Source organism: Xanthomonas sp. CFBP 8443 (genome assembly GCF_025666195.1).
GTDB lineage: Bacteria > Pseudomonadota > Gammaproteobacteria > Xanthomonadales > Xanthomonadaceae > Xanthomonas_A.
The window spans coordinates 4448573-4473435 of record NZ_CP102592.1 but is presented as its reverse complement, the minus strand read 5'-3'; the positions used below and the strand labels follow the sequence as shown (position 1 = coordinate 4473435).

The window sequence follows — 24863 nt, the reverse complement described above, 5'->3', positions numbered from 1 at the left end:
GCGCGCACATGAACACTTCGACATTCGCACTATTCCAATCGCGAGACGGCGGCCCAACGCGGCACCGCGCCCGCCATGCGGCGTTCCTGCTGCTCGCCTTGTTGCTGTGCGGCTGCAGCCGCCCGCCGCTGCACGGTGCCGACCTGAGCGCGGCCGGGCGCGGCGTGAGCTTCTACCTGACCGACACGCAGGGCGTCCCGCGTCCGCTGCAGAGCTTCCGCGGCAAGGCGCTGGTGCTGTTCTTCGGCTTCACCCGCTGCCCGGACGTCTGTCCCACCACGCTGGTGCGCGCCACGCAGATCAAGCGGCAGCTCGGCGAGGACGCACGCCACGTGCAGTTCGCGTTCGCCACGCTGGATCCGGAGCGCGACACCCCCAAGGTCCTGCGCACCTATGTGCAGGCCTTCGATCCGGACTTCGTCGGCCTGACCGGCACGGAGAGCGAGATCAAGATCGCCACCGCGCAACTCAACGTGGCTTACACCAAGGTGCCGATCGGCAACACCTACACCATCGACCATTCCACCCGCAGCTATGTGTTCGACGCCGCGGGCGATCTGCGCGTGGGCCTGGCGCACAAGCAGAGCGTGGAGGAGTGTGTGGAGGATATTCGCCAGGTGCTGGCGTACGACTGATCGCACCCGCTTCCATCCATCGCACGACAACACGCCGACCGTCGCATCGCGGCGGTCTTCTCCAGCAAGCCAAGAGGAATCACCATGAAAACCCGCGTCACCACACTCGTCGCCGCGATGCTCGTCCTGGCAGCCTGCCAGCCGCCCAACGACCATGCAGTGCAGGATGGGCCGACGGCTGCGCCAGCTCCGGCCGCCGATGCCGCGGCCGCGCCCTCGCGCTCGGCGTCGCCGAGCGTGCACATCGGCCAGGCCTGGGCGCGCGCCACGCCGCCCGGCGCGGCCGTGGGCGCCGGCTACGTCACCTTGCGCAACGACGCCGACACCGCCGACAAGCTGGTCGCGATCGAGTCGCCCGCCAGCGCGCGGGTGGAAATCCACGAGATGCGGATGGATGGCGACGTCATGAAGATGCGCCGGCTCGATGAAGGCCTGGAACTGCCGCCGCACGCAACCGTTGCGCTGCAACCGAGCGGAAACCACTTGATGTTCATCGAGCCACGCGCGCCGTTCGTCGCGGGCACGCCGGTCGAGGCCACGCTGACATTCCAGCACGCACCGCCGGTGACGGTCCATTTCGACGTGCAGCCGATGGGCGCCGATGGCCCTGGCGAAGACGACCACGGGCAGCACATGCACTGACGTGTTGGCGTTTCGCATTCGGTGCGCGTTCTCCGCCATCGGCGGTTCTTGGCCGATGGTGGGTTCAAGGAGCCGTGTTGTTGGCGAAGTTCGGCCCAAGCGGGGCGTGTCCAACGACGGCCTATGCGGATGGAACGGCGCTCGGCCATGGCTTCCTCTCAGGCGTGGGACATGCGTCGGCAATGAATCGCTATTGACGTGTTCCCGTCTGACCAGCCTCCGGCCCTGCGTCCGACCAACCACCGCCGAGCGCCAGGAACAGATCCACCTGGCGATCGACCAGCTGCGCGCGCGAGGACGCCAGCGCCGATTCGGCGTCCGCCAACGCGGCCTCGGCGGACAGGACATCGAGGAAGCCGATCCTGCCGAACCGATACAGCTGCCCGGCCTGGCCGCTGGCGCGGGCGGCAGCGTCGCGCGCGTGGGCGAGGCTGCGTTCGCGGTCGATCTCCTGGGCATAGGCCGACAGCGCGGTTTCCGTCTGCCGCAAGGCCTGCAGTACCGCGCCATCGAACGACGCCAGCGCGGCATCGGCGTCGGCGCCGGCCGCATCGATACGAGCCTTGGCCACCCTGCGATTGGGCCAACGCCACGACAGCAGTGGACCGAGGGTGGCGCCGAAGCTGTCGCCGGACAGCAGTTTCCCCAGCGAATTCGCCATGCCCGCGGAGGCGCCGATGCTCACCTGCGGGTAGAGGTTCGCCGTTTCCACGCCGATCGTCGCGGTGGCGGCCGCCAGGTTGCGCTCCGCCGCGCGGATGTCCGGGCGGCGCTGGATCAGCTGCCAGCCGTCGCCGACCGGAATCGCGCGCTGCAGGCGCGGCGGCTGCTGGCAACGGCGCGCGTCCTGCGGGTAGTCCGCCGGCAGCCGGCCCATCAGTGCGGCCAGCTCGAACAAGGCCGCCTGGCGCTCGGCCACCAGATGCGGGATCGCCGCCGCGCTGCGGTCGACCGCGGCCTGGGCCCGGCTCACGTCGAATTCCGTGCCGCGCCCGCCCGCTGCAAGCCGGCGCGTGGCATCCAGCGTGGCGCGCTGCGTCTCCAGTACGCGCTGCGTGGCCGCCAGCGTCAGGTTGGCCGAGCAGGTGCCGAGATAGGCGCGGGTGACGGCCGCGGCGACGACCACCCGCACGTGATCGCGTGCCGCCGCAACGGCCTGCGCATCCGCGCTGGCCGCCTCGATGCCGCGGCGGATGCCGCCGGCCAGATCCAGCGGATAGGACAGGTCGATGCCGAGCGCGTACACCTGTGGCGAAGACGACGGCGAGGTGTATCCGCCCGCATGGGCCAGCGTGGCCGACGCATTCGCGTCGGTGTGCAGCGCGCCTTGGGCGCGAGACTGCAGCACCGTCGCCGAGGCGCGCCGCAGGTTGGCGTCCGCCGTGCGCAGGTCGGTGTTGGCCTGCAGCGCTTCGGCGACGTAGGCGTCGAGCCTGGGATCGTCGTAGAGCTGCCACCAGCGCTGCGGCGGCTCGGCCAGTGCGAACGCCGGGTCCTGGCCCGAGACGAACGCGCGTTGGGCCTGCGGTGCGGCCGCAACCGCGTTGGCCGGAACGCGGTAGTCCGGACCGGACACGCAGCCGGCCAGCGACAGCGCCAACGCGATCGCGCCGGCGCGGCGAACCTTGCCGCTCATTTGCAGGCACCCGATGCGCCCGGGATCACGGTCACGCTCGCGGTCCTGCCGATGATGAGCCGGGTCTGCGGCGCGGCGTCGTCGATCCGGATGCGGACCGGAATGCGTTGCGCCAGCCGCACCCACGAATAGGTCGGCGCCACGGCGGGCAGCAGGTTGTGGGTGCTCGCGCGCTGGTCGTCGGCAATGCCGGCGGCGATGCTCTCCACATGCCCGCGCACCGCGCGGCCATCGCCCATCAGCCGGGCGACGGCGGCGTCGCCTTCGCGGATGCAGGCGAGCTTGGTTTCCTCGAAATAGCCTTCGACCCGGACGCTGCCGGCATCGATCAGCGCCATCGCCTGCGCGCCCGGCTGCAGGAAATCGCCGGTGTGCAGGTCGAGGTTGGTCACGATGCCGTCGGTGCTGGCGCGTACCTCGGTGCGCTGCACGTTCAGCAGCGCCACCCGCCGCTGCGCCTGGGCCTGCGCCAGGTTCGCCAGCTCCGTCTCCACCTTGGCGGCGTTGCGCTCGCGCGTCTCCGAGGCGACCAGATCGCCCAGCGCCATGTCCCGTTTCGATTCGCGCCGGGCCAGGCCGAGCGTGGCCTGCGCGCTGCGCACGCTGGCCTCCGCCTGCTCCAGCGCGGCGGCGACGCGCGGCTGGTCCAGCACCAGCAGCAGCTGGCCGGCCTTCACCCGCTGGTTGTCGTGCACCAGCACCTGCGTGACCAGCCCGCCCATGTCCGATGCCACGCGCACCACGTCCGCGCGCACCCGGCCATCGCGCGTCCATGGCCGCGTTTCGTAGCGGTTCCAGATGGACAGCGCCGCGACGACGGCAATGGCGAAGACGGCGAGCGTGGCGCTCCAACGTCCGATGACGACAAGCATGTGCTTCATTTCATTTCTCGAGCAGGGGCGCGAGCCGGATCAACAGCTCCGCCAGGATCACGAACAGCGACAGGCCCACCAGCGGCCGATAGGCGAACACCCGGTACAGGCCGAGGCGTGCCAGCAGCCGCGACACCAGCAACGACAGCGCCAGCGCGACCAGCGCCACCGCCAGCAGGCCGGGGACGAAGACGCCATCGATGGAAAGATCGGCAAACATCGCCTCAGTCCCGTTGCACGATCAGCGGCGCCAGCAGGTCGCGGCGCAGATCCGAAAGTAGCGAGAGCACGCGTTCGCCTGCGGGTTCCTTGTCCGCGACGACCGCCATGCGCATGCGGTCGAGGGAATCCAGTAGTTGCTTGTCCAGTGCGTATGCGGGCATGGCACGGGTCCGGAAATGGGCGGCCGCCCGGTCGAGCAACTCGGCATGGCAGGCGCGCACGTCTTGGCCCTTCAGCGCCTTGCCCATCGCACGCAGCTCGGCCACGGCACCTGCCGCGCGCATGTCCGCAAACAGCGTGCGCAGGGTGTGGGCGGCATCCGGCTGGCCGCGCAAGCGGGGCGCGAGCAGGCCGAGCCGGTCCACCATGCGGCTGGTCCAGTCGGCGGTAGTGCGTCCACGTCCGCGGGCGCGGCGTGCGATGGCGCGTGCGATCGCACCCAGTAGCCGCTTGCGGCTGCGCTGCGTGTCCATGGTCTGGAACAGCAGCATGCTGCACAGTGCTGCCGCCGTGCCCACGAACAGCGCCACGCTGCCGTTGAGCGCGCCCGCGAAGCTCGCGGCATTGGTGGCGCCCAGGCCCGCGATGAGCGGGAACGTCAGCACCACGCCCAGCGCGCCCATGATGAAAGCCGGGCGCGCCAGGAACGAGCCGCACAGCAGCAGCGCCGGCGCGAGCGCGGCCGCCAGGCCGATGAAATCGGACAGGCTCGGGAAGATCACGAAGCCGTACAGCAGCCCGACCACGACACCGATGGCCGACCCGGCCAGATAGCGCATGACATGGCCGGCAGGCGCCTCGGTGGTGCCGAACAGCAGGCACGCCGTGCCGACGATGGACACCGCCGTTGCGCCATCGGACCAAGCCGTGGCGATCCACAGGCCGCAGCTCAGCACGATGCCGACGAAGGCACCGACCGCGGCGCGCAGGGCGAGGCGGTGATCGCGGTGCAGGACGTGGCCGCGCACCTGTTTCGCAAGCCGCGCGGGAACCTGCCGGCGCCAGTGCGGGTTGGCGGCGCGCAACTGCGCCTCCAGCAAGCGGCAATCGCGATGGGCTGTGTCCAGTTCGGCAAGGCGCGGGGCCAGGTTGGCCTGCAGCGATGCGCGCCAGCCGTCCGGATCTGCGGCGACCACTGCCTGCGGACCGCGCTCGGCTGCGCGCAACTCGGCCATCGCATCGTCCACGGCACTGGACAGCAGCAGCACGTCGAGCATCCGATCGTGCAGCGCCCGCAGCATCTCCACCTGGGCAGGGCCATACGCGCTATCGAAGCGCAGGTGCACGGAGAGCGTGTGCAGCTCGAGCAGGTCCACCGCCGCCTTCGCGCGATCCTCCGCCAGCACCGTGTCCTTCGCACCCGCGCGCATGTCCTGCGTCCAGCGCTCGGCATCGGACAGGATCGCGGCCACGCGCGCCTGCACACGCGGCGCCACCTTGCGCGGCAGCACCAGCCCATGCACCAGCGTGGCGGCCAGGATGCCGATGGCGATTTCCTGCACGCGGGTGATGGCGATGCTGAAGACCTCACCGGGCACCATCACGCTGGGGAAGCCGATCAGGCTGGTCGTGTACCCGGCCAGCAGGAACGCGTAGGAACGCGGCGTCCGGTCGAGCATGGCCAGGTACAGGCACAGCCCCATCCATCCGGCCAGCGCCACGCTCAGCACCAGCGGCGCGTTGGCGAAGCGCGGCACCAGCGCCACCGTGGCCACCGCACCGCCCAGCGTGCCCACCAGGCGGAACAGGCCACGGCTCAGCGTGGCCCCGGACAGCGGCTGCGACACCAGATAGACCGTGCCGATCACCCAGAACGGGCGCGTCAGGCCGATCCGCAACGACAGGTACAGCCCGAGCAGCGCGGCGGCCAGGCATTTGAGCGAGAACAGCGCGGCCTCCCGATCGGCCTGCAGCGCGGGCGCCGCCAGCAGCGCGAGCGGCCGGGCGAGGAAGGAGCGGAAAGGGGAGGGGGCCGGCGAATGCATGGGCACATCGTAGGCAGCGGCCCGCTCGCCGAATTTCGCTACAATGACAACGTTTCGCTAAATCCGGTCAATAACAGAATGACGCGCGTGACGCTCCCCGGCTTCGATCTGGACCCGGACGCGACAGACCGGCCGGCGCTGGCCAGCCGCTTGCAGGTGGCCGATCACGATGCCGAGATCCCGGTGCACGAACACCGCAAGGGGCAGTTGATCCTCGCCCTGCACGGCGCCGTGACCTGCCAGGTCGAACGCGCCCTGTGGATCGTGCCGCCGCAGTGCGGCGTGTGGATTCCCGGCGGCATGCCGCACAGCAACCGCGCCACCGCCAATGCCCGCCTGTGCTACCTGTTCGTCGAGCCCGGCCTCGTGGACTTGCCGCAGCACTGCGTGACCCTGTCCATCTCGCCGCTGGTGCGGGAGATGATCCTGCACCTGGCCGACGCACCGCCCGACGCCCCGCGCGACGGGCACACCGACCGGCTCGCGCGCGTGCTGCTGGACGAACTGGTGCAGATGCCGGCGGAACGCCTGTACCTGCCGGTCAGCCACCACCCCAAGGTGCGGGCATTGGCCGACGCGCTGGCCGCGCATCCGGCGGACCGCAGCACCATCACCGACTGGGCCAAACGCCTGGCGCTGGGCGAGCGCACGCTGACGCGCCTGATCGCCCGCGAAACCGGCCTGTCCTTCGGCCGCTGGCGGCAACAGCTGCACCTGCTCATCGCCATCCGCGACCTGGCCGGCGGCGCCCCGGTCCAGCGCGTGTCCGAAAGCCTGGGCTACGAATCGGTCACCGCGTTCATCACGATGTTCAAGAAGGCGCTTGGGCTGTCGCCGACACGCTATTTTGCGGTGCGGTCGCGGGGTCGAGCTTCTGGTGGGCGGGATGAGGGGTGAGCATTTTGCTGTGGGACCGAAAGTGCGCATAGCGTTCCGCTGTCGCCTGCTACCAACCGCCCGGCTGCTCGCTTGCGCCTCAAATCTGCATTGTAGTAACGTAACTACATAGAAAACGCGGGAGGTGCCCAATGGCCATCACAACCCTATCCAGTCGGGAATTGAACCAAGACGTGACGCGGGCCAAGAAGGCCACCAAGAGCGGCCCGGTGTTCATCACGGATCGCGGCAAGCCTGCGCACGTGCTGTTGAGCTTCGAGGACTACCAACGGCTGACCAGGCAGCGGCGCAACATTGCCGATGCGCTGGCGATGCCGGGCGTTGCAGACATCGAGTTCGAGCCGCCGCGTGTGACGATTGGAGCCCGGCCGGCTGATCTTTCGTGATGTACGTACTCGACACCAACGTGCTGTCCGAGTTGCGCAAGGTGCGGCTCGGCAAAGCCGATGCGAATGTGGCGGCATGGGCGGAAAGCGTCGATGCCGCCGATCTATTCATCTCGGCCATCACCGTCATGGAGCTGGAGCTTGGCGTGTTGTCGATCGAACGCAAGGACGCCATCCAGGGCGCCATGCTGCGCTCATGGCTGGAGCAGCACGTATTACCCGAGTTCTCCGGGCGTACATTGCCGATCGATACCGCTGTGGCGCAACGCTGCGCCCGGTTGCATGTACCCGACAAGCGCGGCGAGCGCGACGCGCTCATCGCGGCGACGGCGCTGGTGCATGGCATGGCGGTGGTTACGCGCAACGTCTCTGACTTCGAGCCCACGGGAGTTTCCGTCGTCAATGCTTGGGAGCCGTTGCCATGATCGCCTACGAGCTTATGCGCAAAGGCAATTGGAAGTTGTCTACTATGGAAAGAAGTGAGGATCAGAAGTCAGCCTGACCTGATTCAATGGTCACACTACGCGGGTCTCTAACAGCCTTGCAAGGAGTGCTATGCCTATCACTGGCGCTAAAATAAAAGGTCTAAGCTGCTTCACGGATGAATATTGTGGCTTTGATGAATTCAAGTTGATCAATGTGATTATTGGTCGAAACAACACCGGTAAGTCGCAGCTATTGAAAGTCGTCCAGAGTCTTTGCTCGCCGGACCGAGCAAAGTCACGCCTTACTGCCTCGTATCAGTTCAGTGGGACGTTTGACAAGGCGACTCTGCAAGGAGTCTTCGTCAACGCACAGCGATCCGGCGCTCTTGGCGTCCCAAGCGGCGAGTCCGATTGGTCATTCCACGGAGAAAGGTTTGTCGACACTCCGGTGAACTGGATCGAGAACGCGCACGGGCTCGTCGATGATCTCGCGCATAACGCCAAAGAGAGTAACGCTCGTGGGCGTGTTTTTCGCCATGTAGTTAACGAATCAGCGGAAATAGAGCTCAACAAGGCGGCTAGCCGGCTCAGGGCTCCTTTTGTAGACAAATTCTTCCGTCACATGTTGGCCGATCGTGATATTCGAAACGAGCCAGCAGCCACCAAACTTGAGCTTCGATCCGATGGGCAAGGAGCGACCAACATTATCCGCGATCATCTCATCCGAGCGGAAAACATCATGTTGACGCGTCGCATCATCCAAAATGATTTGCGGGGTGCGCTCAACCACATCTTTGGCCCCGATGGATCATTCTCTTCAATCTCGATGCAACAGCATGGTGACGGTGAATGGGAGATTTTTTTAGAAGAGTCTTCGAAAGGGCTTGTCCCGCTGAGTAGCTCGGGAAGCGGCTTAAAGACTGTCATTCTTGTACTGCTCAATCTTCTAGTGATTCCCACGCTCGAGAAGAAAAGTGCGAGTGATTATGTATTCGCGTTCGAGGAGTTGGAAAATAACCTCCATCCCGCATTGCTGCGCCGCCTGTTAAAATTTATCGATACGTTCGCAGATGCGAATCGATGCCCGATCTTCTTGACCACCCATTCAAGCGCAACGCTGGACCAGTTCAGTCGCTCGGACCACGCACAGTTCGTTCGGGTCTCACATGACGGAACAGCTGCAACGACCCAGACGATCTCGGCACACTTTGATCACTCGCAGGTGGTCGGCGACTTGGGTGCGCGCGCGTCGGACATCTTGCAAGCGAACGGTATCATCTGGGTTGAAGGGCCGTCAGATGCCATCTATATCAACCATTGGATCGACTTGATCTCCGAAGGCAAGCTGCTGGAAGGCCGAGACTATGCTTGTGCCTTCTATGGGGGCTCACTCTTAGCTCGGACAACCTTCGGCGACCCAACAGGGCCTAATCCCGAGGAGCTCATTCAGCTGATTCGGCTCAATCGTAACGCTGCGTTGATATGTGATAGCGATAAGTCATCCAAGGGTAGCGCGCTTAAACCCCGTGTGCTGAAAGCTCAAGAAGAAGTGGCAAAGCTCCGGGATGGATACATGTGGGTAACGGCTGGCAAAGAGATCGAGACCTACCTTCCTGGCTCAGTCATTGGATCAGCGCTCCGGCTGAGTGCTGTTCCTGACGATCCCGCGCAGTTTGAGATCTTCTTCCCGAGCGCATCAAAGTCGAAAAAGGGCACTTCCTACGTCGAAGCCAAGCTCAATCGAGCCAATATCGATAAAGTTGAGCTTGCCCTCGTCTCTCGCGAGCACACCACGACGGCCATCATGCGTGGGCGCTTTGATTGGATCGTACGCATGCGAGAGCTCACCGATACCGTTCAAAAATGGAACAACTAGTCCCGGTCGGTTAGTCGTGTCAAATGCTAAACATCGGTGCTGGGTTGACTTAGTCCGCATCGGCAGGGTTCCACAGGTGCCTACGTATGCCGACCGGCCAGGACCGCGACGGACCTCAAGCCAGATGCGATTCCGTTATGACTGCTGCTGAGACTACGAATGACCTTCGCCAGGCCTGAGTACACACGGGGAGAAGTCCAGAGGGCTGGGGCGCTACTCGCCCGAATCCCAGACGAGGAGCAGGCGCCCGTCGAGCGAACACACGCTCTGGCTGTGGTGAACAACTGGCGGGCCGCGCATGCTTACCCGTTGAATACCTTCCAGGCAACACTCCGCGACAAATTGCGACGATTGGATGTTGATGCTGTCGTGGGCGAGCGGCTGAAACGACTTCCCTCGATCCTGGGCAAGCTGCAGCGCCAGCCGAATATGAACTTGCAGCAGATGCAAGACATCGCAGGCCTGCGGGCAGTCGTCCATGACGCGCGCGCTATCGCCACCATCCGCGAGAACTACGAGACCTCGCGGTTTCGGCACGAGCTTCGCGGGGTCGATGACTACATCGCTAATCCGAAAATCGACGGCTATAGAAGCCTGCACCTTAAATATAGATATCGGTCATCGAACGCATCCGCCTACAACGGCCTCCACGTCGAACTGCAGATCCGTACGAAGCTCCAGCACGTCTGGGCAACTGCGGTCGAAACAGTGGATACATTCATGCAACAGGCGATCAAGGCCGGCCGACCGCAGGCAGGCTGGGGGGAATTCTTTGCACTCGCCAGTGCATATTTCGCGCATGAGGAAGGTCGCGCGCCGCCCAGTGCCTACTCGGGGGTCAGCCGCCGCGCGATTATGGAGGCTTTATACGACGCGGAGCGGGCACTGGGCGTTCGTGCTCGGCTTCGTGGATACACGGTCGCGGCGGACCAGATCCATACTACCGGACGCGCGGCCGCAGCTTGGCACGTTGTGGTGCTGAATACCGCCGAGCGAAGGCTCAATACCTATTCGTTTTCTGACTCCGAACAGAGTCGGGTAAATGCGCTCTATGCATACTACGAGACACGAGCTGCAGCGGGAGAGCCGCTCGATACTGTCTTGGTTCGCGGCGGTGACGTACGGTCGCTCAGAACTGCCTATCCAAACTACTTTCTAGACGCGACAGCGTTTCGAGTGAAGCTCGATCGTCTCTGCATTGAGGTTGGACGCTGGCGGACCAGGGTACGGCTTCGCCAGGCGCTAGGTAGTGATGATGATTAAATCCACAGTGCAAGCGGGAGATTGGCTGAGTGCATCTACCGACATGCCCTAGTGTCCATCGATAGGAACGCAATACAGCTTGAACGAAGGGACCTCTCGACTGTGAGCAGTAGCTAAGCTTGAGCGTGCGCACGTGCAGCGGTTCCAGTTCGTTGGCCGCTCAGGCCGCGGCGGCAGTGTGCATGTTACGCAGCGGCGTCGTCCCCTCGCTGGTTGCGGTACTTAAGCCCACCGCCGCGAGCCTCACGCAATCCCGTGCGGGGATTGCAAAAAAGGCGATGACGAAGCCTTCTGGCATAGCAGGAGAACCTGCTGCACGCGTAGGCACAAATGCCACTCTTCACCCCGCGCAAGGCTATGCGCCGGTGTGAGCGCATAGCGCGCGGAAATAATCGATCCTCATCGAGCGCATATTAACTGCAGCAACACCTAATGGCTCGTCTGCATAGATGATGACGATTCTGAGCGGGCGAATCCATTGTGTCTAAACCGGAATAGCCCAGGAAGTGTCTACGAATATGCCGCGTTTTCGTATTGACAACCTTCCTTGATCGAGAAATCATTAGCCGTTGCGGCAAATTCCGCAGCCGGGATTGGTCTCCCGAAATCAAATGGCGCACCAGCGCCCTTCGTCGATGTCAGGCGCTTTTTTGTTGCCTCGACATTGCGTCGGGCCTGCTCGCTCTTCAATGGCGGGCGGTGCGTGGGGGCCTTCGGGCCCGCCGGGTTGCCTTTTGACCGGTAGACCAACCCGCACCGTCCGCCACCCCGATTGGTCTCGCGATGGCGGACTCCTACTCAAAAGGAGAACGTCATGCCCACTAACGCTTCCGTCCGCTCGAAGAGCGCATCCACCCACCGCGCCACCAAGGCGCCTGCCTGCTGGCTCAAGCTCGAATCCCCCGACCCCTTGGATGCGATTGCCGCAGAGCCGCTGCCTGGTGCGGCGTCGGCGCCGCCGTTGTGCCCCGATACCGGAAAGGTCGCCGCGCCCAGGCGCTCGGTCCCGCGCCGGCCGAGGCAATGCACCATCGGCTATCGCTACTACGATGTGGATCGCAATGGCATGCGGGTCGGGCGGCAGGTGCCCAGCCTGCGCTTGCATGGCCTGTGGCTGGAAGGCATCGGCTTTGCGGTGGGCGGCAAGGTGCGGATCACGATGGCCAATGGCGCCCTGTTGATCACGGCCGAGCCGGCGGCGCCGCCTGCGGCGAAGACACGGCGCGGCGCCACTGCGGCGCTGTAGCCGCCTGGCCCTGGTGTGACAGGTGCCGGGGAGCAATGTGGGGCGCAGCAGGCGTTCCCCGCTCCCTGCCGACCGGCAGATCCTTTGCCTCCCAGCGATGTCGTTGACCGCCCGCAGCATGTCGACGACACCGCTTGGTAATCTCCAGAAAATACGGGAACCGCCAGGCGCGTCGTGCGGACGCGCCCGGCGCGGTCGCTGGCTCAGCGTGCCTCTGCCGCCCACTGCAGGGCATCCGCTCCGGCCGGCAGGTACAGCGGTGTCGAGGCATCGGTCGCCGCGCGCCATACGGCGTCGGCGACGTCCTGCATGTGCGTTCCCGGGCCGGTGGATTCGGCCATCCGCGCGATGGTGCGGCGCATGAAGTCGCCATAGATCGCATCGTCCATGCCGCGCAGGCGGGTGCGGGCGGTGTCGCGAAAACGCGTCTCGCCCGAAGAGCCGGGCAGCACGATGCGCACGCGCACGCCGAACGGCTCGAGTTCGCCCGCCAGCGATTCGGAGAACGCATTCACGGCCGCCTTGGCCGCCCGGTAGATGCCGACCAGCGGCAGCGGCTTGTAGGTGACGCTGGAGGTGACGTTCACGATGACGCCGGCACCGCGCGCGCGCATCTGCGGCAACACCGCTTGCGTGACCGCCATGGTGCCGAAGGTGTTGGTTTCGAACAGGGCGCGCACGGTCTCCATGTCCGTCAACTCGAACGGCGCGGGCGCGCCGAAGCCGGCGTTGTTGACCAGCACGTCGATCGGACCGGCGGCCGTGACGGCCGCGCGGATGCTCTGCGCGTCGGTGACGTCCAACGGCAGCACGCGCACCTGCTCCGAGGGCGGCAGCAGGTCTTCTTGCGGCGTACGCATCGTGGCGAGCACGCGCCAATCGCGGGCGAGGAAGTGGCGTGCGGTTTCCAGGCCGAAGCCGGAGGAGCAGCCGGTGATCAGGACGGTCTTCAAGGGGATTCCTTCGATGGGTGGACGATGCAGCGACGATAGATTGCCGCCGCCGTACTCGCTACGATTCAGAGTCCTTGATTCGTTTGCGAGCGTCCAGCGATGGTGGATCCTCTTGCCGAGGTGGTCACGCTGCTGCAGCCGACCGCCCGGTTCTCCAAGCATGTGGTCGGCGCAGGTCCCTGGCGCATCCGGCGCTCGGACGCCGGCCAGCCCTTCTACTGCGCCGTGCTGGAGGGCGGCTGCCGGCTGGCGCTCGATGGCGGCGAGCCGATCGTGCTGCAGGCGGGCGATTTCGTCCTCGTCCCTGCGGCTTACGTGGTCACGATGTCCAGCCTTGTGCCGCACGAGGGCGCGGTCGAGACCATGCCGACCGCGCTAGGGCCCGGGCTGTTCCGGATTGGCGCGCAAGAGGGCCCGACCGACCTGCGCATCCTGGCCGGCCACTGCAGCTTCGGCTCGCCGGATGCGGCGCTGCTGGTCTCGCTGCTGCCGCAACTGGTCTGCGTGCGCGGCGAGCAACGACTCGCCACGCTGGTGCACCTGGTGAGCGAGGAGTCGCGCGAGGCGCGGCCCGCGCGCGAGGTGGTGCTGGCGCGCCTGCTGGAAGTGCTGCTCATCGAAGCGCTGCGCTCGGCCGCCGGCACGGGGGCGTCGCCGGGCCTGGCGCGCGGGCTGGCCGATGCGCGCCTTGCCGCGGCGATCCGCGCGATGCACGAACAGCCCACGCGCGCATGGACGGTGGTGGCGCTGGCGAAGGAAGCCGCGTTGTCGCGCTCGGCGTTCTTCGAGCGCTTCGGCCGCACCGTGGGCATGGCACCGATGGAATACCTGCTCGCCTGGCGCATGGCATTGGCCAAGGACCTGCTGCGCCGCACCGAGTTCGGCATCGCCGACATCGCCGAGCGCGTCGGCTACAGCTCCGCGAGCACCTTCAGCGTCGCGTTCGCGCGCCACGTCGGACAGCCGCCGACGCAGTACGCGCGCGCAAGCGGTCGCGGCAGCACGCGCAGCCAAGCAGCGGTCTCCGATCGAGTCGAGGACAGGGAGTAGCTGCTCTTCGTGTCGCCCCAGGCGCGGCAAGCGCACGAAACGCGCCGATCAAGGGCACGTCCAAGGCAAGATCGTGATGACGGTCGGTGAGGGATGAGGGTCGCGCCGCCAGTGGCCGCATCGATGCTACCGCGTGCGTCCGTTCGCTTTTCGCGATGCGCGCGTCGGGCGCAGCACCCCCCACTTCACTTCTGAGGGCACGATTGGCAGGGCTGCCCCGGCGACGCCGCAGGCTTCTGCGCGCCGACTTTCGCGCGGTCGGTCAGCAGCAGGCGGGCCTGCGAGCGCCAGCCGCCGATGAAGATGTCGGGCTTGCGGTCGCCGTCCAGGTCGCCCTGGGCCATGCTCCAGCCGCGGCCCACGGTGGCGCTGGGCATCGCCTGCAGGGTGACGTCCTCGAAGTTGCCGCGGCCGTCGTTCTGCCAGGCGCGCACCTGCAGCGGGACGAAGCCCGGCACCTGGATCGCGCTGACGAGCAGGTCGGGCGCGCCGTCGTGGTTGAAGTCGACCACGGTGCCGCCCCAGCTGGAAAAACGGTGGGCGGGCAGCCGCTTGCCGGTCTGGTCCTTGAAGCGGCCCTTGCCGTCGTTGATCAGCAGGCGCGTCTGCGGGTCCTTGTCCCAGCCGCCGTTGTTGCTGGTGAGGTTGAAGAACACGATGTCCGGGTGGCCGTCGCGGTTGGCATCGAACACGTGCACCTCGCGCGTCTCCAGCGGCACCGGCAGCTCGAGCCGGTCGCTCGCATCGACGAACCGGCCCTTGCCGTCGTTGAGCAGGAGCCGATTGGGGGGCGACTGGTTGGCGACCACCATGTCCAGGTCGGCATCGCCGTCCATGTCGGCCAGCGCGATGCCCTGGGTGTGGTCGTCGCTGGCCGGCAGGTGGGTGGCGGTGGCGTCGATGAAGTGCCCCGGGCGCTTGCTGTCGTTGAGCCACAGGAAGTTGCGGGCCGGGCCGGGCTTGTCCTCGGGCGTATTGCCGACCACGATGTCCGGCAGGCCGTCGCCGTTGACGTCGCCTACCGCCAATCCATTGCCCTGGCTGGTGCGCGGCAGGCGCGGGTTCATGGGCACGAAGCCGCCCTTGCCGTCGCCGAAGAACAGGTTGTGCACTTCGTCGGCTTCGGCGACGAAGATCACGTCCATGATGCCGTCGCCATTGAAGTCCGCGGCGCGCACGTGCTCGTTGTCGTTCGGGGTGTCGCCGAACACGCCTGGCTTCCATGTCAGCTTGCCGTTGCCGTCGTTGAGGTAGAGCACGTTGGCGCCGTGTTCGACGGCGACGACCACGTCCAGGTCGCCGTCGCGGTCTACGTCGATCATCGTTGCGTCCACCGCATGCAGGTCGGGCGCCTGCGGCACGTGCGTGGTCGTCACGTCGACGTAGGGGCTGGGCGCCTGCCCCTGCGCGGATGCCGTGGCAGAGGCCAGGCAGCAAAGGAGGGCGGCACCCAGTGTCGTGCGCGATCTGTTCATCGAGGCAGAGGCTCCCTGGTCGAATGGCGATGCGTGCTAGCGCCACCATAGTCGCTCGTCACACCGTCCTCAAGGAGGTTGACGAGCGGCTGGAGCGCGCTCGAGTACCCACGGCGGAGGCGCCATTTGCCTGCTGAGTCCAGTGGCATCCACTTCTCTTCTGGAAATGCTGCATGCAACGCAGGAATCAACCGCGGCGGAACCGTGCCTGCGTTCCCCGCACGTCTGCGTGCACGCACGGAGCTGACGTTCCGTGCTTGTGGAGTCCGTGTGCGACCGGCACCTGACGCTACCTTTGCCGGGGGGACTTCGCGTTGGCGACCGTCATCTTCGGCACCGTTCCGCAACGCATTCGAACGGAATTTGCCGCCGATGGCAGCGCGTGGGTTGCAACGGCAGCTTGTTCTGCTGTGCCGTGCATGCCTGGCTGCCAGTGCCTTGGTCGGAGGCAGGGAATGACGTGTCCACCAGCCCAGGTGTCGCTGGGGTTCGTGTATTCGGCATATCGCTTTCTGTCGTCACAGCTCGGTAGATTTTCCACCGCCGCTCGTCGGGCCCGCCCTACACAGAAACCCGATCCCGCCCCGCCTGCTTGGCCCGGTACAACGCAGCATCTGCCTTGCCGACCAGGTCCGCGGCCGACCAGCGTTGGTCCTCGATGCTCGCGCATGCGACGCCGATGCTCACCGTCACCTGGGAACTGGTCGGGCTGGAGGCATGCGGCAGGTCCAGTGCGTGCACCGCGGCGCGCACCTGCTCGGCCAGTTTCTCGGCGCCGGCCTGGTCGGTGAATGGCAGGACGATGGCGAATTCCTCGCCGCCGTAGCGGGCGGCGGCGTCGTGCAGGCGCAGGGCGCAGGAGGCCAGGGCCTGGCCCACCTGGCGCAGGCAGGCGTCGCCGTTCACGTGTCCGTAGGTGTCGTTGTAGAGCTTGAAGTGGTCGATATCGATCATCAGCAGCGCGACCGGCAGGTGACCGGCTTCGCTCTGCTGCAGCGCGCGGCGCAGCTTGTGGTCGAAGCCGCGGCGGTTGTAGATGCCGGTGAGCGGGTCGATCCAGGCCTCGGTGCTGAGCTTGGTTTCGCTGGCGTGCATGCGCCGCAGTTGCTGGTCCAGCCAGATGCCGAGGCCGACGAACAGGACGCAGCCGATGAGGGTGATGATGGAGCGGCGCACGGCCAGGGCGCGCCATGGCGCGAGCACTTCGTTGGAGGAGACGCCGGCCAGCACCGACAGCGGATACGGGCGGGCCTGGGCGAATCCGGAAATGCGCTCCACGCCGTCCAGCGGGGACACGTTGATGACCCAGCCGCGGTGCAGTTCCTGCATCGTGCGGTGGATCGGGGTGCCGGCGATGCTGGTGCCGCTCAGGCTCTCGTCGCCCGGGTGGCGCGAGACGATGGTGCCGTCGTCGTGGATGATGGCGATGGATCCGCGTTGCCCGACATCGAACGTGCTGTGAAAGCGCTTGAAGTACTCCACGCGGATGCTGGCCAGCACGACGCCGCCGAAGGAGCCGTCGGGATTGTTGATGCGCCGGGTCAAGGTGACGATCCACGAGCCGTCGGAGCGGCTCTGGATCGGGTGGCCGACGAACACCAGGCTGTCGTTCTGGGCCTGGTGGTGCTTGAAGTAGGCGCGGTCGGAATTGTTGTGGTGCCTGGGCCCGCCCGGCAGCGAGGAGTTCACCCATTTGCCGTCGGCGTCGTAGACGAAGATGGCGTGCACGCGGTCGGAGCGGTTGGCTTCTTCCACCAGGAACGCGTGCAGCGCCTTCGGCTCGGTGTTGCCGGTTTCCACGCGCGCGGCGATGCCCGACAGCACGGTCTCGGCGATCGCGAACGAGTCGCTGGTGTGCTGGGCGAGGGAGCTGGCCAGATTCAGCGAACTGGTCTGCGCGGTGCGCAATGCGGTGGTGCGGGCGTCGCGCAGGGACGAGTACTCGGACGCGACCAGCATCGCCCACGCCGCGGTGACGAACAGGTGCAGCGCGACGCGCTGGACCAGGTACCTTCGGTGTTTGCCTGCAATCATGTCCGCCTGCCGCTCGGGGCTATGGACTAGGCACTGCAATCCCTGTGCCGCGATTGGCGGCGCCTCCTTGGCGCCGCGCCGCGGGCATGTGCGGCAACGCTTGGCTGGAAGAGGGTAGGCGATCTCGCGGCCGTGGTGGCCGATTGCTGGGCATATACGAAACGTATATGATCCATGCATAACTTCCCTCGAGAGCCGACATGGGCATCGTCAACATCGACGACGACTTGCACGACCAATTGCGCCGCGCCTGCACGGTGACCAGCCGCTCGATCAATGCGCAGGCCACCTTCTGGATCAGGATCGGGATGCTGTGCGAGATGCACCCGGAGCTGTCGTTCCAGGACCTGGTGGCGCGCGAGCTGCGCGCGGCCGGGGTGCAGCCGCAGGCGTTGAAGCCGGGGCGGGCGTGATCAAGCGGCCGGACGAACTCGCGTTGATGGCCGCGTCCGGCCGGTTGCTGGCGCAGGTGTTCGACGCGTTGGACCAGCTGCCGCTGGAAGGCCGCAGCACGCTGCAGATCAACGACTTCGTGGAACGGATGATCGTCGAGGAGCTGGGTGCGCGGCCGGCCAGCAAGGGCCAGTACGGGTTCCCGTTCGTGCTCAACGCCTCGATCGACGACGTGGTCTGCCACGGCGTGCCCGCGGCCGACGACGTGCTGCGCAGCGGGCAGATCGTCAACCTGGACATCACCCTGGAGAAGAACGGTTACATCGCCGATTCCAGCACCACGTATCTGGTCGGCGAGGTCGCCTATCCGGCGCGGCGGCTGGTGCAGACGGCCTACCAGGCGATGTGGAAAGGCATCGCCGCGGTGCGCCCCGGCGCGCGGCTGGGCGACATCGGCCACGCCATCGCCCGCCATGCACGCGAGCACGGCTACAGCGTGGTGAAGGAGTATTGCGGGCACGGCATCGGCCGCGAGATGCACGAGGATCCGCAGATCCTGCACTACGGCCATGCCGGCACCGGGCTGGAACTGCAGGAAGGCATGGTGTTCACCATCGAGCCGATGCTCAACCAGGGCCGGGCGGCGATCCGCTCCGAGCCGGATCAGTGGCCGGTGCATACCCGCGACGGCAAGCTGTCGGCGCAGTTCGAACACACGGTGGCGGTGACGCGCACAGGGGTGCGTGTGCTGACGTTGCGGTGCGATGAGAAACCGCTTTGTCGGATCGACTGATGCGGGTGCGGTGCGGGGCGGGGCGGGGCGTATGCCGGTTTGTCGGAAGCTGGCGCGTGCACCATCGGACTCCCGCATCGTGGCGCCGACGACATGGTGTCGCGGGGCAGACGCGCCGGCACGCCGCCGTTGCGGGCGACCACGATGCGTCCGTCCAGTCGCACGAACTGGAACGGCACAGGCCTACACGCTCAACAGGGCATGCAGGATCGGCTCGGTTGGCGAAAGTCGGGAGAGGGATGGCCGCAGCGGATGCCTGCGCTGAACCGGGAAAACGCCAGGCAGGCCGCCTCGCGCAGGGGGGCGCCGCCGCGCACTGCATCGCGCAGCGCTCGAAGCGTCGCGTCATTTCCGTTCTCGGCGCCGAAGCGCTACGCCTGCATGCCTGCGGTCGGATAAGCGGCATACGCGAAGAACCTGCCGTCCGCGGACCAGCTATTGACGTTCATGCTGCCTTGTCCGCCGTAGACGCGCGCGAGGGTCTTGCCGGATCGCCACTCGGGCAGGTCGATCCGTTTGATCTCCACCCAGACGTCGCCCGGGTGGCCCTGGGTGCCGGGAGGAAACGCCAGGTAGACGAGCTTGGTTCCATCCGGCGACATGTGGGGAAACCAGTTCGCGCAATCGTCGAACGTCAATTGCGCGATCTCGCTCCCATCCGCGCGCATGCGTGCGATCTGCATGCGGCCGTCGAACGCTTCGGTGTTGAAGTAGAGCCATTGTCCGTCCGGGCTGTATTCGCAGCCGTCCGCGGGACCGAGGCCATGCGTCAACTGGCGGTAGCCGCCACCTGCTGTGGACATGGTGTGGACCTGCGCCTGCTGCGCGCCAGGCGTCCCGCCGCGGTGCACGCCGATGAAGGCCAACTGCGCCCCGGCAGGGTCGATGCCATGAAGGAAGTGCATCATGTCGGCGGCCTCCGAGATCCGCGTGGCGGCGCCCCCGGCCACTGGCGCACGATAGAGGTGGCCATCGTCCGCCGAGAGATAGACATGGCGCCCTGCGCGATCGACCACGTGGTCGTTGTTGATCGGCGGAATCCCCGAGATGGGGACAGGGCCGAGGCGCGCGTCGGACAACGACAACCGGAACAGGCGGCCGTTGCCGTTCAGGAGCAGCGCGTCTTCGTGCGCAAGCCAGTTCGGCGCTTCGAGCAGAATCTCCTGCGTTGCAAAGGCGAGCCGGGATCGGCCTTCCACCACATCCGCGATCCAGACTTCGCAACGCTGCCATGGCTGCAGGACGCGACCGCCTGGCGTGTCAGTCACCGCTGCCGGCGCCCAGTTGCGCCCGCGCCGCGTCCAGCGTGGCCATGATCCGGATGACCTCGTCGAGCGGATGAAGCGGCGACTCGGTGCGGCCTTCGCCGATGTAGCGTGCGGCCGCTGTCGCTTGCCACGCAAGGCCGCCGTAGCCCTCGATGCCGGTGGGATCCTTCCACACCGAGGGCTCGCTGGCGTAGTCGTTGCCGGCAAGGCATAGCGTCGTGGGATTGTGGAACGACCCGCCGAGGTCGATGCGTCCCCCCGTCCCGGTGACATAGGCAGTGGAGCTGCTGCGGGCCACGATCGAACTGATCAGTGTCGATTGCGCGTGCCGTCCATGAGCCAGCACCACGGTGGAAAACGCGTCGACGCCGGCGTCCGTCAGTGCGCCGTTCGCCGCGATGGCCGTGGGCGCGCCCAGGATCATCGACGAGAGCTGCACGGTATACACGCCGAGGTCGAGCAGCGCGCCGCCGCCGAGTTCCGGTTTGTGCAGGCGATGCGCGGGGTCGCTGGGGCCCAATTGGCTCAAGTCCGCAAAGACATGGCGCACGTCGCCGATCGCGCCGTCGGCCAGCAACTTCCGCAGCACCGAGGTGTGCGGAAGATACCGGCTCCACATGGCCTCCATCAGGAAACGCCCGCGCTCGCGCGCTTCCCGAACCAGCAGGCGCGCGTCGTCCGCGCGCATCGCGATCGGCTTTTCGATCAGCACATGCTTGCCCGCGCGCAAGGCCAGCAATCCATTCGCCAGATGCTCGCTGTGGGGCGTGGCAACGTAGACGATGTCGACTTCGGGATCCTCGACCAACGCCTCGTAGCTGTCGTACGCGCGCTGCAGCCCCCAGGTCCTGGCAAAGGCGTCGGCGCGTTCGGGATTTCGCGAGGCGACCGCGAATGGCCGCTGCCGGGTGTGGCTGCGCAGCGCGTCGACGAACGCCGACGCGATCGATCCCGGGCCGAGCACGCCCCAGCGCAGGGATGGCTCGCCTCGACCCGGGGAAAACAGGTCGGGTTCGGGAAACTTCATTGGCGCCATGATCGTTGCTTGTGCGGTTCCAAGTCGGCGCATCGTAGCAAACGCGCGGTTTTACCCTAGCCGATCTGCGCTGCCGTTATCGCGCCTTCCTGACGGTGGTGGAGCCGGCTCCATCGGCTGGATGGTTGCTTGCTGTCGCAGGCAAACGCTGCAGGCGATACTAGGTGGAGCGTTGTCGATCGCACCTGCGCGCGATGCACCGCCTGTGCTGCGAAAGGGTGCGTGTCCATGTGGCTTGTGATTGCGCGAGCATGCCGCCGCTCACGTTGTAGCGTCGGCAGTTCAACCGTGGGCTCGCGGCGTCGATCCAGTGCAGCAGCTTTGCGAATCGATGGTTGCGCGTAGTTCGCCATCGGCCTTCGGGCGCACCTGTGCACCTGCACGAATCGCGCCGACGCAGGATGCGCCTCAGCCGAAGTGCTCGATCAGCAGGTCGGTCAGCACGCGGATCTTGCGCGCAGGGTGCGCGGCCGGCGGCCTGACCACGTACAGGCCGACCGCGGACGGGGGGTAGTCGGTCAGCACCCGCACCAACGCGCCGGAGGCGATGTGGTCGGCGATCAGGAAATCCGGCAATGCGGCGATGCCGAGCCCGGCCAGGGCGGCGGCGGTCAGCGCGACGCCGTTGTCGGCCTTGAAGCGCCCGCGCGGGTGCAGGGTGATCGTCTTGTCGCCGTCCGTCAGCCGCCAGGCCTCGGTGCCCTGCATCAGCGCTTCGTGCGCCAGCAGCGCCTCGGGCGTGTCCGGTTCGCCGTGCTCGCGCAGGTAGCCGGGGGTGGCCACCAGGCTGCCGCGCATCGGCGCCACGCGGCGCGCGACCAGGCTGGAGTCGGGCAGGTAGCCGAGCCGGATGGCGCAGTCGAAGCCCTCGGCGACCAGGTCGATGTAGCGGTCGCTGTAGCAGGTGTGCACGTGCAGCGCGGGGTGCCGGCGCGCCAGTTCGGCGAGCACCGGCGCCAGGTGGGTGGGGCCGAAGGTCAGCGGCGCGGCGATGCGCAGGCGTCCGCGCAGGTCGCCGGCCGGGAAGATGGTCTCGCGCGCCACGTCCATCTCGGCGCAGATGCGCGCGGCGTGTTCGCGGAAGGTGGCGCCGGCCTCGGTGACGGCCGCGCCGCGGGTGGTGCGGGCGAGCAACTGGGTGCCCAGTTCCTCCTCGAGCCGGAGCAGGCGGCGGCTGACGATGGACTTGGCCAGGCCCAGGCGGCGCGCGGCCGGCGACACGCCGCCGGCATCGGCCACCTCGACGAAGGTGCGGAGATCCTCGATGTCCATGAGTGTTCCTGTTTCTGCGACACGGAATGCCGGTTTGTGTGGCTAGTATGCCGGAATGGGGAACGTCAAAGTCTGCTCCAAGGTCGCCATCCCGGCGGCCACCGAGGAGACGGCAATGAGCAACAGCAAAGGCGTGTGGCGGTCGGAAGACGTGGCCCTGGTCCTGATCGACTACCAGAAGGAAATGTTCGAGCACGTGCGTTCGGAGACCGACGCGGCGACGATCGATCTGAACGTGCGCCTGTTGATCAAGGCGGCCAAGGCGTTCGGCATCCCGGTGGTGTTGAGCACCGTTGGCGTGCAGATGGGCGTCAACGGGCCGACCCGCGCCTCGATCCTGGAGGAACTGCCGGGCGTGGAAGTCATCGACCGCAGCTCGATGAACGCATGGGAAGACGGCGCCTTCCGCGCGGCGATCGAACGCACCGGCCGCAAGCGGCTGGTGTTCGGCGCGCTGTACACCGAGATCTGCCTGGCGTTCCCGGTCGTGGACGCGCTGCGCGACGGGTACGAGGCGATGTTCGTGGTCGATGCGGTCGGCGGCATGTCGCAACTGGCGCACCGCACCGCGATCGAGCGGTTGACCGCGGCCGGCGCGGTGCCGACCACGGCGCTGGCGCTGTGGACCGAACTGTTCCGCGACTGGAAATCCCCGCTGGCCGACAAGGCGCGCGAACTGTTCGCCTGGTACGTCCCGGAACTGCAGGCGCTGGCCGCGCGCTGAGCCTGCGCATGCCTGCGGCGGTGCGCGCCAACGCACCGCCGCATCGGCATGGCGGCAGCGCCCGCTGCATCGCTATTCCTCTTCACACTCCATCGAGACCGCACACCATGACCACCTCTTCCTTTCCCAACCACGCGCCGTCCGGGCGCTTCACCCGTGGCCTGTCCTGGACGCTGCGGGTCTTCGCCGCCGCGGCCTTCCTGGCGGCCGGCGGCGCCAAGCTGGCCGGCGTGCCGATGATGGTCGAGGTGTTCGACCACATCGGCCTCGGCCAGTGGTTCCGCATCGTCACCGGCGTGATCGAGGTGATCGGCGCGATCGCGCTGCTGCTGCCGGCCACCGTCGCGTTCTCCGGCGCCTGGCTGGCGGCGATGATGTTCGTGGCCGCCGGCGTGCACCTGTTCGTGATCGGCGGCAGCCCGATCCCGGCGATCGTGCTGATGCTGGTCACCGCCACGGTCGCCTGGTTGCATCGCGGCCACTTCGCGACGGTGCTGCGCACCGCGCGTCCGGCATGAACGCGGGAGCGCACGCCATGCAGACCCTGTCCACCCCGGTTCTTCCCCTCGCCACGCCTGCGTCTGCGGCGCTGCGTGCCATCGTGTACCGCACCCGCGGCCATGGCGCAGGTCCCATCACCCGGCTGATGAGCCCGTCCGATCTCGGCCAGGCGCTGAAGCCGTTCGTGTTCCTGGATATCTTCGAGGCGCAGGGCCCGACCCTGCAGGCGATGGCCGGCATGCCGCTGCATCCGCATTCGGGCATCGCCACGGTCACCGTGTTCACCGAAGGCACGATGCGCTACGACGACCCGGGCAGCGGCCGCGGCGAGATCGGCTACGGCGGCGTGGAATGGATGCGCGCCGGGATCGGCGTGTGGCACGGCAAGGAGATGACCCCGCCGCCCGACGCGTCGCACATCCAGGGTTTCCAGCTGTGGCTGGCGCTGCCGGCGGCGCTGGAGACCTCGGAACCGCAGAGCCGTTACGTCGAAGCGCAGGACATGGCCACGGCCGGGCCCGCGCACGTGGTGATCGGCCACTACGACGGCATCCACAGCCCGATCGACGCGCCGGACGGGATCAACTACCTGCTGGTCACGCTGCGTCCGGGCGAGCGCTGGGTCTACCAGCCGCCGGCCGGCCACCAGGTGGCGTGGCTGGCGCTCGCAAGTGGCGCGCTCGATGCCGGTGCGCCGGTGTCGCGTGGCGAGATGGTGATCTTCGCCGACGACGGCGCGCCGATCGCGCTGGAAGCGCGCGGGCAGGAGCCGGCGGTGTTCGTGCTCGGCTCGGCGGTGCCGCATCCGCATGCGCTGCACATGGGCAACTACTCGGTGCACACCTCGGCGCAGGCGCTCGCGGCCGGCGAGCAGCGCATCCGCGACCTGGGCCGGAAGCTGAAGGCCGCGGGCGACCGCAGCACCGCGTCCGGGACGATCCCGGTGTTCAAGTGAGGTAAGCGCCTGCGTCATCGGTGGCGGCGCGCGTGCGCAAGATGAAATGCACCCGCCTCGCCACCGCGCAGGAACTGCGGGCCGGGTGCGGCGTCACGGCGGACGCGTCGGGCGTACCGCCGCGTTGCGCATGCGTAGTTCGGCGCGCCAGCCGGCGTGCCTTCGTGCAGCGCGGCCGCCTCTCCGGCCTCGACGTGCTGCGCAGCGTGCTGATCGTCACCCTGGAGATCACTCTGGAGAAGAATGGCGATATCGCCGATTCCAGCACCGCTTATTTGGCATGCCGCTGCGCGACTCTCGCGCAGGCGCGGCGCCACCGCTTGC

General features: G+C 67.0%; 24 protein-coding genes and 1 pseudogene. 15 read left to right on the top strand and 10 right to left on the bottom strand.

Going from position 1 to position 24863, the window contains the following annotated elements; all coding sequences use genetic code 11:
• The first annotated feature begins 8 nt into the window (after positions 1 to 8).
• Together NUG20_RS18650 and NUG20_RS18645 are read left to right on the top strand one after the other, a co-directional pair.
• Positions 9 to 635, top strand: a complete 627-nt coding sequence (locus tag NUG20_RS18650; protein ID WP_263395903.1) for an SCO family protein — start codon at positions 9 to 11, stop codon at positions 633 to 635.
• An 84-nt stretch (positions 636 to 719) separates the two neighbouring features.
• Positions 720 to 1277: a copper chaperone PCu(A)C gene (locus tag NUG20_RS18645; protein ID WP_263395902.1), complete on the top strand. Its 558-nt coding sequence runs from the start codon at positions 720 to 722 to the stop codon at positions 1275 to 1277.
• 190 nt (positions 1278 to 1467) lie between these two features.
• On the opposite strand, the gene NUG20_RS18640 is transcribed toward NUG20_RS18645, so the two are convergent.
• From NUG20_RS18640 to NUG20_RS18625, 4 genes are read right to left on the bottom strand one after another with little or no spacing between them, the layout of a single operon-like run.
• Positions 1468 to 2913, bottom strand: a complete 1446-nt coding sequence (locus NUG20_RS18640; RefSeq protein WP_263395901.1) for an efflux transporter outer membrane subunit — start codon at positions 2911 to 2913, stop codon at positions 1468 to 1470.
• Positions 2910 to 3794: an HlyD family secretion protein gene (locus tag NUG20_RS18635; RefSeq protein WP_263395900.1), complete on the bottom strand. Its 885-nt coding sequence runs from the start codon at positions 3792 to 3794 to the stop codon at positions 2910 to 2912. The genes NUG20_RS18640 and NUG20_RS18635 overlap by 4 nt, the downstream gene beginning before the upstream one ends.
• 1 nt (position 3795) lies before the next feature.
• Entirely contained in the window at positions 3796 to 4005 is a 210-nt protein-coding gene (locus NUG20_RS18630; RefSeq protein ID WP_185822088.1) for a DUF1656 domain-containing protein, read from the bottom strand.
• Between the two features lie 4 nt (positions 4006 to 4009).
• Positions 4010 to 5992, bottom strand: a complete 1983-nt coding sequence (locus NUG20_RS18625; RefSeq protein WP_263395899.1) for an FUSC family protein — start codon at positions 5990 to 5992, stop codon at positions 4010 to 4012.
• A gap of 78 nt (positions 5993 to 6070) precedes the next feature.
• Here NUG20_RS18625 and NUG20_RS18620 point away from each other — a divergent pair, with 78 nt between their 5' ends.
• The 6 genes from NUG20_RS18620 to NUG20_RS18595 all read left to right on the top strand — a co-directional run bounded on the left by NUG20_RS18620 (position 6071) and on the right by NUG20_RS18595 (position 12085).
• Positions 6071 to 6889: an AraC family transcriptional regulator gene (locus NUG20_RS18620; RefSeq protein ID WP_263398539.1), complete on the top strand. Its 819-nt coding sequence runs from the start codon at positions 6071 to 6073 to the stop codon at positions 6887 to 6889.
• Between the two features lie 131 nt (positions 6890 to 7020).
• Positions 7021 to 7275 carry a type II toxin-antitoxin system Phd/YefM family antitoxin gene (locus tag NUG20_RS18615; protein WP_263395898.1) on the top strand — a complete coding sequence of 85 codons (255 nt, stop codon included), beginning with the start codon at positions 7021 to 7023 and terminating at the stop codon, positions 7273 to 7275.
• Positions 7275 to 7700: a type II toxin-antitoxin system VapC family toxin gene (locus NUG20_RS18610; protein ID WP_263395897.1), complete on the top strand. Its 426-nt coding sequence runs from the start codon at positions 7275 to 7277 to the stop codon at positions 7698 to 7700. The genes NUG20_RS18615 and NUG20_RS18610 overlap by 1 nt, the downstream gene beginning before the upstream one ends.
• 130 nt (positions 7701 to 7830) lie before the next feature.
• Positions 7831 to 9576: an ATP-dependent nuclease gene (locus NUG20_RS18605; RefSeq protein WP_263395896.1), complete on the top strand. Its 1746-nt coding sequence runs from the start codon at positions 7831 to 7833 to the stop codon at positions 9574 to 9576.
• A gap of 309 nt (positions 9577 to 9885) precedes the next feature.
• Positions 9886 to 10839, top strand: a complete 954-nt coding sequence (locus NUG20_RS18600; protein ID WP_263395895.1) for a RelA/SpoT domain-containing protein — start codon at positions 9886 to 9888, stop codon at positions 10837 to 10839.
• Positions 10840 to 11653: 814 nt separating this feature from the next.
• A complete protein-coding gene (locus NUG20_RS18595; protein ID WP_263395894.1) occupies positions 11654 to 12085 on the top strand; it encodes a SymE family type I addiction module toxin in 432 nt (143 codons plus the stop codon).
• Positions 12086 to 12288: 203 nt separating this feature from the next.
• Here NUG20_RS18595 and NUG20_RS18590 read toward each other — a convergent pair whose 3' ends face one another.
• Positions 12289 to 13038 carry an SDR family oxidoreductase gene (locus NUG20_RS18590; RefSeq protein WP_263398538.1) on the bottom strand — a complete coding sequence of 250 codons (750 nt, stop codon included), beginning with the start codon at positions 13036 to 13038 and terminating at the stop codon, positions 12289 to 12291.
• 99 nt (positions 13039 to 13137) lie between these two features.
• Here NUG20_RS18590 and NUG20_RS18585 point away from each other — a divergent pair, with 99 nt between their 5' ends.
• A complete protein-coding gene (locus NUG20_RS18585) occupies positions 13138 to 14088 on the top strand; it encodes an AraC family transcriptional regulator (RefSeq protein WP_263395893.1) in 951 nt (316 codons plus the stop codon).
• Positions 14089 to 14273: 185 nt separating this feature from the next.
• Here the strand turns inward: NUG20_RS18585 and NUG20_RS18580 are convergent, their stop codons facing one another.
• Both NUG20_RS18580 and NUG20_RS18575 read right to left on the bottom strand, forming a co-directional pair.
• The gene (locus NUG20_RS18580; protein WP_263395892.1) at positions 14274 to 15563 is read right to left on the bottom strand and encodes an FG-GAP repeat domain-containing protein; all 1290 of its coding nucleotides are present in this window, start codon (positions 15561 to 15563) and stop codon (positions 14274 to 14276) included.
• 561 nt (positions 15564 to 16124) lie between these two features.
• Positions 16125 to 17597 carry a sensor domain-containing diguanylate cyclase gene (locus tag NUG20_RS18575; RefSeq protein ID WP_263395891.1) on the bottom strand — a complete coding sequence of 491 codons (1473 nt, stop codon included), beginning with the start codon at positions 17595 to 17597 and terminating at the stop codon, positions 16125 to 16127.
• Between the two features lie 200 nt (positions 17598 to 17797).
• Here NUG20_RS18575 and NUG20_RS18570 point away from each other — a divergent pair, with 200 nt between their 5' ends.
• Positions 17798 to 18010: a ParD-like family protein gene (locus NUG20_RS18570; RefSeq protein WP_263395890.1), complete on the top strand. Its 213-nt coding sequence runs from the start codon at positions 17798 to 17800 to the stop codon at positions 18008 to 18010.
• A complete protein-coding gene (gene map / locus NUG20_RS18565) occupies positions 18007 to 18783 on the top strand; it encodes a type I methionyl aminopeptidase (protein WP_263395889.1) in 777 nt (258 codons plus the stop codon). Before NUG20_RS18570 ends, map begins: the two co-directional genes overlap by 4 nt.
• 371 nt (positions 18784 to 19154) lie before the next feature.
• On the opposite strand, the gene NUG20_RS18560 is transcribed toward map, so the two are convergent.
• The 3 genes from NUG20_RS18560 to NUG20_RS18550 all read right to left on the bottom strand — a co-directional run bounded on the left by NUG20_RS18560 (position 19155) and on the right by NUG20_RS18550 (position 22359).
• On the bottom strand, positions 19155 to 20051 hold the full coding sequence (locus NUG20_RS18560) for a TolB family protein (RefSeq protein WP_263395888.1): 897 nt from the start codon (positions 20049 to 20051) through the stop codon (positions 19155 to 19157).
• Positions 20044 to 21087, bottom strand: coding sequence for a Gfo/Idh/MocA family protein (locus NUG20_RS18555; RefSeq protein ID WP_263395887.1), 1044 nt, complete (start codon positions 21085 to 21087; stop codon positions 20044 to 20046). Before NUG20_RS18555 ends, NUG20_RS18560 begins: the two co-directional genes overlap by 8 nt.
• A gap of 408 nt (positions 21088 to 21495) precedes the next feature.
• Entirely contained in the window at positions 21496 to 22359 is an 864-nt protein-coding gene (locus tag NUG20_RS18550) for a LysR family transcriptional regulator (RefSeq protein ID WP_263395886.1), read from the bottom strand.
• Positions 22360 to 22474: 115 nt separating this feature from the next.
• On the opposite strand from NUG20_RS18550, the gene NUG20_RS18545 reads away from it, so the two are divergent.
• The 4 genes and pseudogenes from NUG20_RS18545 to NUG20_RS18530 form a co-directional block, all read left to right on the top strand.
• Positions 22475 to 23083: an isochorismatase family protein gene (locus tag NUG20_RS18545; protein WP_263395885.1), complete on the top strand. Its 609-nt coding sequence runs from the start codon at positions 22475 to 22477 to the stop codon at positions 23081 to 23083.
• Between the two features lie 107 nt (positions 23084 to 23190).
• On the top strand, positions 23191 to 23601 hold the full coding sequence (locus tag NUG20_RS18540; protein WP_263395884.1) for a DoxX family protein: 411 nt from the start codon (positions 23191 to 23193) through the stop codon (positions 23599 to 23601).
• A 17-nt stretch (positions 23602 to 23618) separates the two neighbouring features.
• Positions 23619 to 24539, top strand: coding sequence for a pirin family protein (locus NUG20_RS18535; RefSeq protein ID WP_263395883.1), 921 nt, complete (start codon positions 23619 to 23621; stop codon positions 24537 to 24539).
• A 191-nt stretch (positions 24540 to 24730) separates the two neighbouring features.
• Positions 24731 to 24817 (top strand): annotated as a pseudogene (locus tag NUG20_RS18530) (type I methionyl aminopeptidase); the annotation flags it as partial.
• Positions 24818 to 24863: the final 46 nt, after the last annotated feature.

Excerpts from the sequence above, each read along its gene's own strand:
- NUG20_RS18650 (WP_263395903.1), top strand. The coding sequence starts at position 9 with ATGAACACTTCGACATTCGCACTATTCCAATCGCGAGACGGCGGCCCA.
- NUG20_RS18645 (WP_263395902.1), top strand. The coding sequence starts at position 720 with ATGAAAACCCGCGTCACCACACTCGTCGCCGCGATGCTCGTCCTGGCA.
- NUG20_RS18640 (WP_263395901.1), bottom strand. The coding sequence starts at position 2,913 with ATGAGCGGCAAGGTTCGCCGCGCCGGCGCGATCGCGTTGGCGCTGTCG.
- NUG20_RS18635 (WP_263395900.1), bottom strand. The coding sequence starts at position 3,794 with ATGAAGCACATGCTTGTCGTCATCGGACGTTGGAGCGCCACGCTCGCC.
- NUG20_RS18630 (WP_185822088.1), bottom strand. The coding sequence starts at position 4,005 with ATGTTTGCCGATCTTTCCATCGATGGCGTCTTCGTCCCCGGCCTGCTG.
- NUG20_RS18625 (WP_263395899.1), bottom strand. The coding sequence starts at position 5,992 with ATGCATTCGCCGGCCCCCTCCCCTTTCCGCTCCTTCCTCGCCCGGCCG.
- NUG20_RS18620 (WP_263398539.1), top strand. The coding sequence starts at position 6,071 with ATGACGCGCGTGACGCTCCCCGGCTTCGATCTGGACCCGGACGCGACA.
- NUG20_RS18615 (WP_263395898.1), top strand. The coding sequence starts at position 7,021 with ATGGCCATCACAACCCTATCCAGTCGGGAATTGAACCAAGACGTGACG.
- NUG20_RS18610 (WP_263395897.1), top strand. The coding sequence starts at position 7,275 with ATGTACGTACTCGACACCAACGTGCTGTCCGAGTTGCGCAAGGTGCGG.
- NUG20_RS18605 (WP_263395896.1), top strand. The coding sequence starts at position 7,831 with ATGCCTATCACTGGCGCTAAAATAAAAGGTCTAAGCTGCTTCACGGAT.
- NUG20_RS18595 (WP_263395894.1), top strand. The coding sequence starts at position 11,654 with ATGCCCACTAACGCTTCCGTCCGCTCGAAGAGCGCATCCACCCACCGC.
- NUG20_RS18585 (WP_263395893.1), top strand. The coding sequence starts at position 13,138 with ATGGTGGATCCTCTTGCCGAGGTGGTCACGCTGCTGCAGCCGACCGCC.
- NUG20_RS18580 (WP_263395892.1), bottom strand. The coding sequence starts at position 15,563 with ATGAACAGATCGCGCACGACACTGGGTGCCGCCCTCCTTTGCTGCCTG.
- NUG20_RS18575 (WP_263395891.1), bottom strand. The coding sequence starts at position 17,597 with ATGATTGCAGGCAAACACCGAAGGTACCTGGTCCAGCGCGTCGCGCTG.
- NUG20_RS18570 (WP_263395890.1), top strand. The coding sequence starts at position 17,798 with ATGGGCATCGTCAACATCGACGACGACTTGCACGACCAATTGCGCCGC.
- NUG20_RS18555 (WP_263395887.1), bottom strand. The coding sequence starts at position 21,087 with ATGGCGCCAATGAAGTTTCCCGAACCCGACCTGTTTTCCCCGGGTCGA.
- NUG20_RS18550 (WP_263395886.1), bottom strand. The coding sequence starts at position 22,359 with ATGGACATCGAGGATCTCCGCACCTTCGTCGAGGTGGCCGATGCCGGC.
- NUG20_RS18545 (WP_263395885.1), top strand. The coding sequence starts at position 22,475 with ATGAGCAACAGCAAAGGCGTGTGGCGGTCGGAAGACGTGGCCCTGGTC.
- NUG20_RS18540 (WP_263395884.1), top strand. The coding sequence starts at position 23,191 with ATGACCACCTCTTCCTTTCCCAACCACGCGCCGTCCGGGCGCTTCACC.
- NUG20_RS18535 (WP_263395883.1), top strand. The coding sequence starts at position 23,619 with ATGCAGACCCTGTCCACCCCGGTTCTTCCCCTCGCCACGCCTGCGTCT.